Annotated in this window: 13 protein-coding genes; 7 read left to right on the forward strand and 6 right to left on the reverse strand. The window is 71.1% G+C overall.

Features of this window, described 5'->3' with window-relative positions; translation table 11 throughout:
• Positions 1-678: 678 nt before the first annotated feature.
• A complete protein-coding gene (locus tag EV382_RS11405) occupies positions 679-1,614 on the forward strand; it encodes a DUF1996 domain-containing protein (protein ID WP_130401539.1) in 936 nt (311 codons plus the stop codon).
• A gap of 63 nt (positions 1,615-1,677) precedes the next feature.
• Positions 1,678-2,295 carry a DUF305 domain-containing protein gene (locus tag EV382_RS11410; protein ID WP_130401540.1) on the forward strand — a complete coding sequence of 206 codons (618 nt, stop codon included), beginning with the start codon at positions 1,678-1,680 and terminating at the stop codon, positions 2,293-2,295.
• A gap of 111 nt (positions 2,296-2,406) precedes the next feature.
• Here the strand turns inward: EV382_RS11410 and EV382_RS11415 are convergent, their stop codons facing one another.
• Positions 2,407-3,012 carry a TetR/AcrR family transcriptional regulator gene (locus tag EV382_RS11415; RefSeq protein WP_130401541.1) on the reverse strand — a complete coding sequence of 202 codons (606 nt, stop codon included), beginning with the start codon at positions 3,010-3,012 and terminating at the stop codon, positions 2,407-2,409.
• 130 nt (positions 3,013-3,142) lie between these two features.
• On the opposite strand from EV382_RS11415, the gene EV382_RS11420 reads away from it, so the two are divergent.
• Positions 3,143-4,246: an aldo/keto reductase gene (locus EV382_RS11420; protein WP_130401542.1), complete on the forward strand. Its 1,104-nt coding sequence runs from the start codon at positions 3,143-3,145 to the stop codon at positions 4,244-4,246.
• Between the two features lie 3 nt (positions 4,247-4,249).
• Here the strand turns inward: EV382_RS11420 and EV382_RS11425 are convergent, their stop codons facing one another.
• The 4 genes from EV382_RS11425 to EV382_RS11440 form a co-directional block, all read right to left on the reverse strand.
• Positions 4,250-5,224, reverse strand: a complete 975-nt coding sequence (locus EV382_RS11425) for an alpha/beta hydrolase (RefSeq protein ID WP_130401543.1) — start codon at positions 5,222-5,224, stop codon at positions 4,250-4,252.
• Between the two features lie 75 nt (positions 5,225-5,299).
• Positions 5,300-6,196, reverse strand: coding sequence for an acetyltransferase (locus EV382_RS11430; RefSeq protein ID WP_130401544.1), 897 nt, complete (start codon positions 6,194-6,196; stop codon positions 5,300-5,302).
• Between the two features lie 158 nt (positions 6,197-6,354).
• Complete coding sequence (locus EV382_RS11435; RefSeq protein WP_130401545.1) at positions 6,355-7,566, reverse strand: low temperature requirement protein A; 1,212 nt, start codon at positions 7,564-7,566, stop codon at positions 6,355-6,357.
• A 105-nt stretch (positions 7,567-7,671) separates the two neighbouring features.
• The gene (locus EV382_RS11440; RefSeq protein ID WP_130401546.1) at positions 7,672-9,213 is read right to left on the reverse strand and encodes a flavin-containing monooxygenase; all 1,542 of its coding nucleotides are present in this window, start codon (positions 9,211-9,213) and stop codon (positions 7,672-7,674) included.
• 226 nt (positions 9,214-9,439) lie between these two features.
• Here EV382_RS11440 and EV382_RS11445 point away from each other — a divergent pair, with 226 nt between their 5' ends.
• From EV382_RS11445 to EV382_RS11460, 4 genes are all read left to right on the forward strand, one after another.
• Positions 9,440-10,402, forward strand: coding sequence for an AraC family transcriptional regulator (locus tag EV382_RS11445; RefSeq protein WP_165435765.1), 963 nt, complete (start codon positions 9,440-9,442; stop codon positions 10,400-10,402).
• Positions 10,403-10,536: 134 nt separating this feature from the next.
• Positions 10,537-10,920, forward strand: a complete 384-nt coding sequence (locus tag EV382_RS11450; RefSeq protein ID WP_130401548.1) for a MerR family transcriptional regulator — start codon at positions 10,537-10,539, stop codon at positions 10,918-10,920.
• Positions 10,899-11,246 (forward strand): thioredoxin, encoded by a 348-nt coding sequence (gene trxA, locus EV382_RS11455; RefSeq protein WP_130401549.1) that lies wholly within the window; start codon positions 10,899-10,901, stop codon positions 11,244-11,246. Before EV382_RS11450 ends, trxA begins: the two co-directional genes overlap by 22 nt.
• Positions 11,247-11,541: 295 nt before the next feature.
• Complete coding sequence (locus EV382_RS11460; RefSeq protein WP_244236632.1) at positions 11,542-12,516, forward strand: glycoside hydrolase family protein; 975 nt, start codon at positions 11,542-11,544, stop codon at positions 12,514-12,516.
• Position 12,517: 1 nt separating this feature from the next.
• On the opposite strand, the gene EV382_RS11465 is transcribed toward EV382_RS11460, so the two are convergent.
• A complete protein-coding gene (locus EV382_RS11465) occupies positions 12,518-13,411 on the reverse strand; it encodes an NAD-dependent epimerase/dehydratase family protein (RefSeq protein ID WP_130401551.1) in 894 nt (297 codons plus the stop codon).
• Between the last annotated feature and the right edge of the window lie 22 nt (positions 13,412-13,433).

Below are 13,433 nucleotides of genomic sequence, written 5' to 3' on the forward strand. Positions count from 1 at the left end.
ACGCGGCCCACACGAACCAAGTCGAGCTGACCAGCCCACCGCCAGCCGCCAGCCGCCACACCAAACCGCCCCGCCAGGCCGCTCCGCCAGGCCGCCGCCCCGCCGCCCGGGACCACCGCGCTGACCGAGCCACGGACCCACCCCCACGGACCGAGTCACGGGCCCTTTGGAGCTGATGTCGTAGGCGAATCAGCCATGGCCGACGAGCGACGAGCCGCGCGGGTGATTCGTTCACGACATCAGCTCCAAAGGGCCGAACAAAGGTGCCGGGGGTCGAGCCCGCGTTCTGCGGGGTGGTCGCGAGGGGTGGTCGCAAGGGGTGGTCGCGAGGCGGGCACGTAACCGATCTGCCGGCGCGGCGGCGCTGGCCGCGAAGCGTCCCCCGCCGGCCGGCCAAGGGGCTCAACCCACCACCGGGGCCCGGTTCCCTCGTCGCCACCCACCGGGGCCCGGCCCCTTCGTCGTCACCCACCACAGGGCCGGTCCCTTCGTCGGCGTCATGTCCACCAATTGCGGCACGTATTGACAAGTTTCGACATCGGGGTGACGCTTGACCTACTGAGAGCGCTCTCTCGCGATGGCCCCAACCGGCCACCACCAGTCTGGCCAGGACAGACTCCGCTGTCTTCGGCGGCGGCGCCGGAGCTGTCCCTGACCCGTCCCCCGACAGGAGTCACGATGGACAGGGCCGCACCCCTCTCCCGCATCCCCCGCCGACTGCGCCTCGCCACGGCGATCGGCGGTCTGCTGGTGCTACTCGGCACGTACCTGGTCTCCGCCACCGACCGGGCCGACGCCGCCCCCGGAGGAGCCACCGCCACCCCCGGAGAAGCCGCCGCCGACTTCGGCGTCAACGTCATCCGGGTCGCCGAGTTCCCCGCCGACTGCACCTACAGCCACCGGCTGCCGGACGACCCGATCATCTTCCCCGGGCTGCCCGGGGCCTCGCACATGCACAGCTTCTTCGGCAGCACGGTGACGAACGCCAACACCACCCTCCCCGACCTGGTCAGCTCCCCCACCACCTGCAATCCCCAGGTGGACGTCTCGTCGTACTGGGTGCCGACCCTGTACCGGGACAACGTCGCGGTGGAACCGGCGATCGCCACGTTCTACTACCTGGGTGAGGGCGTACGCGCCGACGTCGTCGCGAACACCCAACCGTTTCCGCAGGGGCTGCGACTCGTCGCCGGCAACGCGAAGGCCACCGGGCCGAACGACAGCATCGCCCGCTGGTCGTGCCTGCACGCCGGGCACGTGCCACCGTCGAAGGACTTCGTCAACTGCCCGTCCGGCACGATGTTGGAGTCGTACCTGGACTTCCCGCAGTGTTGGAACGGTCGGGACCTCGACTCGCCGGATCACAAGAGTCACCTGGCGTACCCGGTGAACCAGGCCTGCCCCAGCACTCACCCGGTGCCCGTGCCGAAGTTGCGCCAGGTGCTGCGGTACCCGGTCACCGGCGATCCGTCACGGTTCCGGCTGGCCTCCGGGCCGGGCTACACAATGCACGGCGACTTCTTCAACGCCTGGCCGGTGGCCGAGCTGGCCCGTCGGGTCCAGGACTGCATCCGTCCCGTCATCAAGTGCGGTCACGACGGTCGGCCGATCTGAGCGACAGACGCACAGGCGGCGGGTCCGGTCACGGGCCCGCCGCCCCGGGCGGAAGGGAGTCGGATGCGTCAGGCCACAGCCCGCACCCTGCTCGTCGTCGTGCTGCTGGTCGCCGGCTGCGGCGCCGGATCACGGGACGCGGCCCGCACCGCCACACCACCGGCGACCGCGCCACCGGCGACGGCCGCGCCGACACCGCCGGGTACGGCGGGGTCGTTCAACCCGACCGACATCGCCTGGCTGCAACTGACGGCCGCCATGGCCGAACGTCTGCTGCCCGTACTCGATCTGGTGCCGGCACGCACCACCGACCCGGCCTGGCGGGCAACGGCCGCCCGGGTCGCGGCCACCCAGCGCGCGGACCTGGACCGGGCCCACCGGCTACTGGCCGAGGCTGGCGCGCCAACAACCAATCCGCACGAGGGACACGACATGCCGGGCATGGTCACCGCCGAGCAGTTGGCGGCGCTGCGGGGGGCCAGCGGTGCGCCGCTTCACCGTCTGCTCGCCGGGCACCTGCGGGCGCACCTGACGCAGTCGGTCCGAATCGCCGCCTCGGAGCAGCAGAACGGAGTCCAGCCGGCGACCGTCGCGCTCGCTGCCGCCGTGGCCCGCAACGCCACCGCCAACCTCGCCCGCCTCAACAAGCTGCCCCCACCCCCCCACCCCCCACCCGCGTGATCAAGAGGTTTGCGTCACGACCCGCCGAGCGGGATGACGCAAACCTCTTGATCACCGCTGGCGGGAGGGCTCGGGCGTGTCGGCCGACCGGGCGGGCGGGTCCTGACGCGATCAGGCGGTTTGGGCACCTGCCCGCAGCGAGTCGATGGTGAGGTCGAGGACGGCTTCCAGATGGTCGATCTTTCCGGTGGAGAGCAGCAGCAGCACGCCGCCCTGGATGCCGGCGAGTAGCGCCGCGGCGGCGCGGTCGGCGTCGACGTCCGGGGCGATGTCGCCGGTGGACTGCATGCTCCGGATGCCCTCGGTGATCGCCTTCTGCCAGCGCCACATGAGCCCGGTCACGATCGCCTGCGCGCCGGGCGCCCGCCGGCCGGTCTGGCCGAGCAGACCGTTGAGCGGGCACTTAACCCCCTGGGCGAGGTAGCGCTCGATCAGTCGGTCGCGCCAGGCGAGCCAGACCGGCCAGGACGTCAGGTTGCTGAGCATCGGTTCCTGGTCGATGAGCACCTGGTCGGCCTCGTGTTGGGCGACCGCGAGCAGCAGCCCCTCCTTCCCGTCCGGGAAGTAGTGGAAGAGCTGCCCCTTGCTGGTGCCGGTGTGGGCCATCACGTCCTCGAGGCGTACCTCGTCGACGCCGCGTTCGCGGATCTCGGCGGCCGCGCCGGCGACGATCCGCGCCCGGGTCGCCGCGCCCTTGCGGGTCAACGCCCGTGTCATCGCACCTCCTGTGCTGGACCTGCGGGTCCAACACTACCCACGGTTTTGGACTTGTGGGTCCATTTTTGGCGAGCAAAGGTCGGGAACGCGCGGTCCGCCCGGGCCGACGCGCGATCGGGAGGACACCACGATGAACCACTACTACCTGCTCGGGCGCTCCGGCCTGCGGGTGAGCCGGCTGGCGCTGGGCACCATGAACTTCGGCGTGGACGGGTTCCACGCCGCGTACGGCAAGATTGAGGAGGAAGCCGAGCCGATCTTCCGGCAGTACCTGGAAGCGGGTGGGAACTTCATCGACACGGCGGACTTCTACACCGCCGGCGAGAGCGAGAAGATCCTCGGCCGGCTGATCAAGCGGGCCGGCGTACGCGAGCGGCTCGTGCTCACCAGCAAGGCCACCAACACCGTCGACCCGTCCGACCCGAACGCCAGCGGCAACGGTCGTAAGCACATCATGCGGGCCGTGGAGGCGTCGCTGCGCCGGCTCGACACCGACTACATCGATCTGTACCTGCTGCACACCTGGGACCGGATCACCCCGGTCGAAGAGGTCGTGCACACCTTCGACGACCTGGTGCGCGCCGGCAAGATCCGGTACGCCGGGCTCTCCGACGTACCGGCCTGGTACGCCGCCCGGGCGCAGAGCTACGCCGAAACGCACGGGCTGGCCCCGATGATCAACGTACAGCTGCCGTACTCCCTGGTCAGCCGGGACATCGAGGCGGAGTACGTGACGATGGCCCAGACCCTGGGGATGGGACTCACCGCGTGGAGCCCGATCGGTGGCGGCCTGCTCAGCGGCAAGTACCGGCGGACCGGTGGCGGCATGAGCGGGACCGGCCGGTTGACGAACCCGGAGGCCGCGGGCCGGGAGATCAGCCCCACCGACTGGACGGTCATCGAGGCGCTGGAGAGCGTCGCCACCGAGTTGGGGCACAGCATGGCGCAGGTCGCGATCAACTGGGTGGCCACCCAGCCCGCCGTCGCCTCGGTGATCATCGGGGCGAGCAGCCCCGAACAGCTCGCCAGCAACATCAGCGCGCTCGACTTCGAGATCCCGGCCGACGCTCGACGCCGGCTCGACGAGGCCAGCGCACCGCGGCTCGGGCTGCCCTATCCGATGTTCACCCCGCAGTACCAGTCCTGGGTGGTGAGCCCCGGACTCGGCATCGGCGACAAGCCGGCGGGCTATGCGCCTCCGGTGTTCAACGCCGTCATCGAGCCCGGCAGGTAGCGGCTACGACGGTGTCGGCGCGTCGCTCGCCGACACCGTCTCCCCCTCGTAGAGGGCGACGTACCGCCGGCGCCACTGGTCGCCATCGGTGCCGAGGGCCGCGAGGTTGAGGGTGTTGTGTTCGATGCCCAACTCCTCCGGCAGGGTGCACACCCGCAGCGGTATCGCGTTCGCGTCGGCGATCCGGCGTGGCACCTGGACCGCCGCCCTGAGGTCCACCACACCGTCGAGCGGACTGACCGCGACCGCCGCGGTCCGCAGACCGCTGCGCCGGGGCCGACTCGGCAGGGTACGGGCGATCGTCAGGTACTGGGCGACGGCGGCGAGGGAGTACCCCCGCGACGTGACACGGTCGCGGAGGATGCGCCGCCCGTACAGCAGGATGAGCGGCCTGATCGCGTAGGCCGGCGCCTGTCGCGGGTTCGGGCCGAAGAAGGGCGACAGCAACAGCAGATGCCGTACGACGGTGCCGGGCACCTGGGCCAGCCAGGCGGCCAGCACGGCGCCGCCGGAGATGCCCACGATGCCGACCTCGTCTCCCAGGGCCGCCGCGACGGCCCACCCCTGCGCGGCGTACGTCGTCAGCTCACCGGCCTGGACCCGGTGGTGGGCCCGCCGGTCGGCGGTCCCGTGCTGGGGGGCCCGGGGAATCCAGACGTTGTACCCGCGGTCGAAGAACTCCTCGGCCAACCCGGCGTACTGCTCGGGCGCGAGGGTGTACCCGTGTAGCAGCAGCACGGCCCTGCCGGTCCGGGAGCCGTGGCTCAGGAGGCGGCTGCGCGACTCCGGCCGGACCTGCGGGTCGGCCGCCTCGGCGGCGATGACGGCCTCGGCGGCGCGGGTGGCGGTGTCGAAGTCGAGCGGTCGGGCCGCCGCGACCGGTAGCCCTCGGCGGCCCACCGGCCAGAGATAGAGCCCGGCGACCGCCGCCGCGACCAGCGCCAACCCGCCGACGACAAGCTCGATGATCTCCGGCATGGTCAGATGCTGGCAGGGGCCGGGGTCGGCGCTGGCGTACGGGGTGCGCCCGGGTGACCGGGCGCACCCGGTCAGCTATTCCTGGCTGTTCGGTGGCGCGAAGGTGACCCTGGAACGCAACTGTCGAAAGCCGGTCCGTTCCAACTCCGCCAGCACCGCCACCCGGTGGGACTCCACGTCGGCGATGACCTCGCGGGCTCCGCCGGCGGCCAGCACCCGGACCGCCTCGGCCAGCAGCTCGGGCCGGGCCGCCTCGTCGAGCAGGCCGAGATAGGCGAGCAGCGGGTAGCAGGCGTCGCCGGCCGTGCCGACCAGCCCGACCGGGTCGCCGGCCGCCAGGGCGATGCGCCACTCCTCGGTGGCGTCGCCCAACCAGGCCAGCGGGTCGGTGGCGAGGTCGACGCCGCCGACCACCCGGGCGATCTCGACGCCGGTCAGCACGTCCGGGGCGGCGATCCGGGCGACCAGGGCGTTGATCTCCGCCGCGTCGACGGGTGGACGGAAGTCGTACCGCCCGGCGGACGCCGGCAGCGGGGTGCCCGCCCAGGAGCAGCGGAGCCGCTCTCCCCGCTCGACCAGCCCGGCCAGCCGGGCGGCCGCCATGGGTGCCCGCACCACGGCCAACACCTCGGGCCGGCGACGCCAGTGCGCCGGCAGAGCGGCGTAGTACAGACCGGGACCGCCCAGCGCCTCGTGGGCGGCGTGCAGCAACTCGGCGCCCACCTCCGGCTCGGCGTCGAGATCGAACCGGTCCAGCCAGGGGGCACCGACAGCGCCCGGCGGGAGGAGCCAGGCGGCCCGGGCCACCAACCGGCCGGCGCGCAACGCGACCCAGGTGTTCTCGGGCCGGTAGCCGCCGCCGGCGACCCCGTCGGCGTACGCGACCTGACGCAGTTGGGGCAGCGGATCGGGCATGCAGTCGAACAGGTTTTCCTCGCCCGCGACGAGCGGACGAATGACCAGATCAGTCATGGGTTGGTCCTCCGGGAAGCGAGCGCCCCGGGTCAGATCCGCGCGGACGCCGGAGCGCGGAGGGGGCGCAGAACATCGGACATTGTTCTGACCTCCCTCCAGCTCGACGGCGTGCCCGACGACCATACGCGCGGTGGTCGCCGGCTGGCAATGATGGGTCACAGCGTGGGGTTGGCCTCCAATCCACGCTGGTGGGCTTGCCGGTGGGCTCGCTGGTCGAACATCGTGATGCCGGCCAGGATCACGGCCACGGCGGCCGCCACGGCGACCGGCGGGAGTAGCACCATCACCGGGGCCGCCACGATCAACGCCACCGCGCCGAGGTACAGCACCCGGCAGCGTGGCGCGGTCCGGCTCGCCTTCTCCAGGGAGCTGCGCCCGATGAGGAACAGCACCGGCCCGCCGAAGAGGATGGCCACCAGAGCCCAGTCGACCGGCGGGTGCGGATCCTCGATGACCTGCCCGAAGCCGACGGCGGTGCAGATGATGCCACCGACGATCAGCAGCAGGCTGTAGCTCGCCCACCGCGACAACATGATCCCCTCCCCACTCGGGGACGAGGCGCGGCCGGTTCTGACGTGGTAGAAGTAGATCCGCCAGAACGAGACGACCGCCACGAACGAGGCGACGAGGGTGATGGTTCCCGCGGTCGAGAAGCCCGGGAAGCTGACCGCCGCACCGGCCTCGAGCACCACCTCGGCGAGAGCGATCATGAAGAACTGGTTGAACCGCTCGGCGAGGTGCTCCTGCGAGACGGTGACCCCCAGTCTGTCGATCTGTCTCGGGCCCAGTCGGGGCAGGGGGTAGGTGGTGGCGGCGCCGATCATCTCGATGCCGAGAGCGATGGTCCAGAAGATGCCTCGACCGAGACCACCACTGATGCCGCCACTGATCCAGAGCACGCCGGACGCCAGGTGCCAGGTCAGCACCCGGAGTGCGAACACGTGCACCGGGTGGCCGCGCAGGGCGAACGACAGGAAGAGCGGTCGGCCAACCTGGATGACGACGTAGGTGCAGGCGAAGATCACGCCACGTTGACCGAAGGCCTGCGGCAGGCTGACAGCCAGCACCAGCGTGCCGAACATCGTCGCCAGCAGGATGGCCTGCAGATCGGGGCGTCGAGGGTCGTAGGTGCTGGCCAGCAGAGCGCTGAGCGACCAGATCATCCACATTGCGGTGAAGAACAGGACGGTCTGGCCCGCCTCGGAGAGCAGCGTCTCCCGAACGATGGTCAGGTCGTCCGCGACCCGCCCGGCGAGGCGGGCGAGCGCGAAGACGTAGACGATGTCGAAGAGCAGTTCCAGGACGGTCGCCGAGGGTGGGCTCTTGCTGTCCCCGAGCCCACGGAAGAACTCGGTGCGCCTCAGCACGGACGGCGAGACTGCTCAGCCGGCCAGGGCCGCCGGCACGGGCACTGCGACGTGGTGATCCTGTTCCGCTGCCATCGCCCCCGAGCCCCCTCACCGACCAGTCCCCTATCTGCGCACTTTATCCAGTTTCATCGGGTCGTCGTCGTTGATGGCGGATACCGGGTCGGCGGTACGCCTGATCATCTGTGCCGTCACCCTGCGGTACGAGCCCGGGGCGACGGGGAGCAGCCACTGCCGAGCCCGGGTCAGCGGGCCGACGTTGAGCCGGAGCTCGTCGAGCACCTCGTCGATGTTGTGCATCGAGAACGGGATGATGTTCGTGCCGCGCGCGTGCCGCCCGTTGGTCCGCGCGGTCATCCAGGCCAGCCGGGCGCGTACCTCGTCACGCATCCGACCCTCGGTCGGCAGGGTGATCCCACCGCGCAGGTACGCGGCCGTCCAGACCGCCGCCATCTCCGCGCTGAGCGGGCTGAAGAACGACGAGTTGTAGCCGGCGAACGTCAGCCGCGGTACGCCGACCGGCAGGATCTGCCGGTAGAGCATGAAGTTGCCGGCCTCGTCCTGGAGCCGGGCGTGCAGCGCGTCGTCGAAGAACGGCACGTGCTGGCGGAAGCCGGTGCCACAGATCACCAGGTCGGCGGCGAGCACCGTGCCGTCGGCCAGGCGCGCGGCGGGCCGGCCACCGTCGACCAGCAGCTCGGTGATCACCTGGTCCCGGTGCACGGTGATGCGGCCGTCGGTGGCCCGCTCGAAGAACCCCTCGGTGGCGAGGCTGACCGTGCTGCGGGCGATGTCCTGGAAGCTGCCGGCGGGCACGAGACCCAGTTCGCGCAACTTGAACTGGCGGGTCGCGACCGAGCCGACGCTGTCGACCATGCGTTGGCGCAGACCGTTGCCCGGGCCGTGCAGGAACCGCTCGAAGCCCTTCAGGTGCAGGTAGCGGAAGAGCGCCTCCCCCATCCGGGTGAGCAGCAGGTACTTGTAGTTGAGCGCACCACCGAGCTTGCGGGGCATCTTCCAGAGCAGTTCGCGCGCCACCACGTGGGTCTGGGTGGCGACCTCACTCACCGGGACGGCCACATCGCAGGACGATTTGCCGTACCCGACCACGAGGACGTTCTTGCCTCGGGCCGTCTCGATGTCGTGGAACTCCCCCGTCGCCAGTACCCGCCCGCCGGCGGCGGCGAAGCTCGCGTGCCCCTCGAAGGACGGGACGAGGGGGTCGGAGAAGATGCCGTTGGCGACGACCAGGTGGTCGTACCGCTCCACCGTCAGTGGGTCCTGGGCGCCCGCCGGCCGGGACGCGACCAACCACCCGGTCTCGTCGTTGACGAGTTCGGCGGAGGCGACCTCCGTGCCCAGGCGCAGCGTGCTGGCCAGCCCGAACTTCTCCACATAGCTCTCCAGGTACTGCTGGACCTGCTCGCCGGACGGCCACTGCGGGTAGTGGGCGGGCATCGGCAGGTCGGAGAGGTGGTAGGTGCCCTTGTCGTTCTGGGTGTGCAGGCCCGGGTAACGCCGGGTCCGACTCCACACCCCACCGACGTCCGGTGCCCGTTCGAACACGGTGACGTCGAATCCGCTCTGCCGCAGCACCTTCGCTGCGCTCACACCGGCAAATCCGGCACCAACGACGGCAATCCTCATGGTCTCCTCCGTAGGACGCGAACCCCTGCCGAGCACCGCGCCGGCCCTGACCGCGCGCGGTGCTCGCACGCTAGCCACCAGACCGAAGGGGTCGCTATCCGCGCGGCGCGGGCGGTATCCGCAGTACGCGGACAGACCCTTTTCCTGTCGGGTCGACGGCTTTCGGGTCTGCTCGGGCCCGCGCACCGTCTACGGTCAGCGCGACGGGACGCCCGGGAGGTGTCGGATGGATGCGGTCACGGTCCGGACGGACGACGTCGACCAGGCGCGCGCCGAGGTGGGCCGGGTCTTCTGTCCGCACCGGCTCACCCCGCAGGCGGGTGTGCACAGCGTGCGACTGCGGATGTCGGCTCGCCGGGCCGGTGGGGTGGGCGTCGTCGACCTCGACTACGGGCAGACCGTCCGCATTCAACCGCCCGCGCTGGAGACCTTCTACCTCGTCCAGATTCCGCACGCGGGCAGCACCCAGGTCCGGCACGCCGGTCAGACCGTGACCTCGACACCCGAGGTCGCCTCGGTTCTGTCCCCGTACGACAGCTCGGACATGCGGTGGTCCGAGGGGTCGCCGCACCGGATCTTCTACGCCGACCGGCGCGCCGTCGACCGGGAACTCGCCCGCCTGCTGGGCCGCCCGGTGGACGACCCGGTCCGTCTCGACGTCGGCATGCTCATGACCACGCCGACGGCGCAGGCGTGGGCGCGCGGGGTGGCGTTCCTCGCCGACGAGCTGTCGCAGCCGGCGGACGCGTCCCTGTTCGACCACCCGCAGGTCGCCGCCCGTTTTGAGCAGGCACTCATCGGCAAGCTGTTGCTGGCCCACCGGCACAGCCACTCCCACCTTCTGGCCGAACCGGGTCGGCACGTCCACCCCGGTCGTCTCGTCCGTCGGGCCTGCGCCCTGATCTCCGAGCACCACGGCGAGGCGCTGACCGTCGGTGACGTCGCCGAGGCGTTGCGGGTGAGCGTACGAACGCTGCAGGACTGTTTCCGTCGTGACATGCAGACCACCCCGACGGCGTACCTGCGGGCGTGCCGGCTCGACGCGGCGCACCGCACGCTCCGCGCGGCCGCGCCGGGGGTGTCCGTCACGGCGGTCGCGCTGCAACACGGTTTCGTGCACCTCGGACGGTTCGCGACCGAGTATCGGAGCCGGTTCGGCGAGACGCCGTCGACGACCCTGCGGCGGTGACGAGCCTCGCCTCGTCCCGGAATCACGACCCCAAAAGGGGCATCTCTGGCCGCCACCCGCGCCTCGCCCGGCGCTTGCCTTGACGCCGACGACAAGGTTTAGCGTAGTCGCGACGGGCCGATGGAGGAGGTCAGATGCTCATTGGCGAGTTGGCTGAGCGGGCCGGCACGAGCCCTCGCACGCTGCGCTACTACGAGGCGCACGGGTTGGTACGGGCGCAGCGCTCCGCCAACGGCTACCGCATCTACGACGAGGCGGAGCTGCGGGTCGTACGGGAGATCCGGGCGCTGCTCGATGTCGGCTTCGGCCTCGACGATGTCCGTCCGTTCGTCGCCTGCCTGCGGGCCGGCAACAGCTCCGGCGACGTCTGCCCGGACTCGGTCGTGGTGCTGCGGCGCAAGATCGCCGAGGTCGACGCCGTCATCGACCGGCTCGGCGCGGTGCGCCACCAACTGCACGGTCAACTCACCCACGCGATCGCCCATCGGGAGAAGACATGTCTCAGAAGTTGGAAGTAGGTTCGCTGGTCACCGTGACCGACGACACGTTCGCGGAACTGGTGCTGGCCAGTGACCGGCCCGTGGTCGTCGACTTCTGGGCGAACTGGTGCCCGCCCTGCAAGGCCATCGAGAAGAGCCTCGTCGAACTGGCCCAGGAGTTCGGTGACCGGATGGTCGTGGCGAAGATCAACTCCGACGAGAACCCGGTAGCGACCCGTAGCTACCGGGTGATGTCCCTGCCCACGCTGCTGGTGTTCCGTCAGGGCGAGGTGGTCGGCTCGACCGTGGGGTCCCGGCCGAAGACGTACCTGCGACAGACCCTGACCGCACAGGCCGGGTGGTAGCGGCCGGCAGCGCGCCCGGGGACAGCCCTCCCGGCCACCATCAGCCGCGGAAATCGTTATCCCGGTCCGGCCGGCCAGTCTCCTGAGGGGAGGCAGCTGGCGGTTCGTCCGTCAGCGCCCCCGTCAGGTAGCGGTACGACCAGGTGAGGGAGTCGAGACGATGCGCGCAACCGGCCCGGGTGAAGCGGACGCCGCGAGGGGAAGACGAGGCCTCCACGCGGAACCCCGATGCGGGGCGCTCGGCAGTCTCCCGGTCGGCGCGCGGCGGCTGTTGTGGCCGCTCCTGGTGGCCGCCGTGGTCGCCGTACTGGTGACCGGGGTGATCGTCGTGGTGCAGCCGACCGGGCCGACGCCCGCCCCGGCGGCGACCCAGGCCCTCGACGCGCCCACGCCCCCGAGTTCGCAGCCCGGCGCACCCAGCGCGACCGCACCCACCGCCACGGCGAGCCCGGCGGGGGCGACCCCGACCCCGACCCCGACGCCGGCGGTGCGGCCGACAACCGGGCGTCCGGTCGCCCCGGCGAACCCGGTGGCGACCTCGAAGCGCAAGGGTGTCGGGGTGTGGACCTTCGACGGCGTCAGCCAGGCGCTGGCCAACTCCGGGGCGAGTTGGTACTACACCTGGGACGTGAAGCACCAGGGCGTCACCAGCCCGCAGGGCACCGAGTTCGTCCCGATGATCTGGGGGGCGAAGAGCGTCACCGCCACCAACCTGCAACAGGCCAAGCAGAACGGCCGCTACCTGCTCGGGTTCAACGAGCCGGACCTGCAGGGCCAGGCGGAGATGACCGTCGAGCAGGCGTTGGACCTGTGGCCGCAGTTGCAGGCCACCGGCCTTCCGCTGGGCAGCCCGGCGGTGGCCTGGGGCGGCGACCGGCCGGGCGAATGGCTAGACCGGTTCATGTCCGGGGCCAAGCAGCGCGGCTACCGCGTCGACTTCATCGCCCTGCACTGGTACGGCGGCGACTTCACCACCGCCAACGCGGTCAACCAGCTCACGTCGTACCTGCGGGCCGTGCACGACAGGTACCGGCTGCCGATCTGGCTCACCGAGTTCGCCCTGATCGACTTCTCCAACGGCGTGCGCTTCCCCACCCAGGCGCAGCAGGCCGCGTTCCTCACCGCGGCGACCCGGATGCTGGGCGGCCTGTCCTGGCTCCAGCGGTACGCGTGGTTCGGCCTGCCCGCCACGGACAAGGACCAGACCGGGCTGTTCCGTACCGGCAGCACGCCCACCGCCGTGGGCCGCGCCTACCAGGCGGCGCGCTGACCTACGTCTGGTCGACGTGGTTCCGCCAGGAGTGCTGCGGCTCGTAGCCCAGCACCCGGCGGGCCTTGTCGATGCTGAGCAGGGTCTCGTGCTCGCCGAGTTCCTTACGGACCTCGACACCCGGGTAGACCTCGGCCATCAGGCTGGCGCTGGACCTCGTCATCACGGTGTCGGCGTTGGCGATGATGAAGACGTCGGCACCGGGCCGGTCGTGGGCGAGCGAACGCTCGACCGCCTGCGCGCCGTCGCGGGCGTCGATGTAGCCCCACAGGTTCCACCGGCGCAGCCGCGGGTCCGCGTCGAACGACGGGAACGGGGCGTAGTCCTCGACGTCCATCACGTTGGAGAAGCGCAAGCCCACCATGACCAGCTCCGGGTCCCAGCGGCAGAAGTGCCGCGCCATCTCCTCCTCAAGTGCCTTGTTCAGGGAGTACGTCGACTCGGGACGGGGCGCGTACTCCTCGTCGACCGGCGCATACGGCGGCGGGGTGTCGAACGGCAGCCCGAGCACCGTCTCGCTGGAGGCCCAGACGACCCGTTTGATCCCGGCCGCCCGGGCGGCGGAGAAGACGTTGTACGTGGCGGCGGAGTTGTTCGCGAAGGTCGTCGCGTTCGACATCAGCCCGGGGGCCGGGACCGCCGCCAGGTGCACGACCGCGTCGATGCCGCCGGCGTGCTCGTCAGCGCCGCCGGTGAACGCCTCGACCACCTGCCCGTAGTCGGTGAGGTCGACCAGGAGGAACTCACCGTGCACGTCGCGCGGGTCGCGGCCACCGGCGCGGTCGACGGCCAGCACGTCGACGCCCACGGCGCGCAGATGGGCGACGACGGCGCGGCCGAGCTTGCCGGTCGCACCGGTGACGACGACACGTCTGGGCAGTGCGGAGTTGGTCATGACCACATCTTTGCCGGGTGCG

Source organism: Micromonospora violae, assembly GCF_004217135.1.
GTDB classification, from domain to species: domain Bacteria; phylum Actinomycetota; class Actinomycetes; order Mycobacteriales; family Micromonosporaceae; genus Micromonospora; species Micromonospora violae.

Excerpts from the sequence above, each read along its gene's own strand:
- EV382_RS11405 (WP_130401539.1), top strand. The coding sequence starts at position 679 with ATGGACAGGGCCGCACCCCTCTCCCGCATCCCCCGCCGACTGCGCCTC.
- EV382_RS11410 (WP_130401540.1), top strand. The coding sequence starts at position 1,678 with ATGCGTCAGGCCACAGCCCGCACCCTGCTCGTCGTCGTGCTGCTGGTC.
- EV382_RS11415 (WP_130401541.1), bottom strand. The coding sequence starts at position 3,012 with ATGACACGGGCGTTGACCCGCAAGGGCGCGGCGACCCGGGCGCGGATC.
- EV382_RS11420 (WP_130401542.1), top strand. The coding sequence starts at position 3,143 with ATGAACCACTACTACCTGCTCGGGCGCTCCGGCCTGCGGGTGAGCCGG.
- EV382_RS11425 (WP_130401543.1), bottom strand. The coding sequence starts at position 5,224 with ATGCCGGAGATCATCGAGCTTGTCGTCGGCGGGTTGGCGCTGGTCGCG.
- EV382_RS11430 (WP_130401544.1), bottom strand. The coding sequence starts at position 6,196 with ATGACTGATCTGGTCATTCGTCCGCTCGTCGCGGGCGAGGAAAACCTG.
- EV382_RS11440 (WP_130401546.1), bottom strand. The coding sequence starts at position 9,213 with ATGAGGATTGCCGTCGTTGGTGCCGGATTTGCCGGTGTGAGCGCAGCG.
- EV382_RS11445 (WP_165435765.1), top strand. The coding sequence starts at position 9,440 with ATGGATGCGGTCACGGTCCGGACGGACGACGTCGACCAGGCGCGCGCC.
- EV382_RS11450 (WP_130401548.1), top strand. The coding sequence starts at position 10,537 with ATGCTCATTGGCGAGTTGGCTGAGCGGGCCGGCACGAGCCCTCGCACG.
- trxA (WP_130401549.1), top strand. The coding sequence starts at position 10,899 with ATGTCTCAGAAGTTGGAAGTAGGTTCGCTGGTCACCGTGACCGACGAC.
- EV382_RS11465 (WP_130401551.1), bottom strand. The coding sequence starts at position 13,411 with ATGACCAACTCCGCACTGCCCAGACGTGTCGTCGTCACCGGTGCGACC.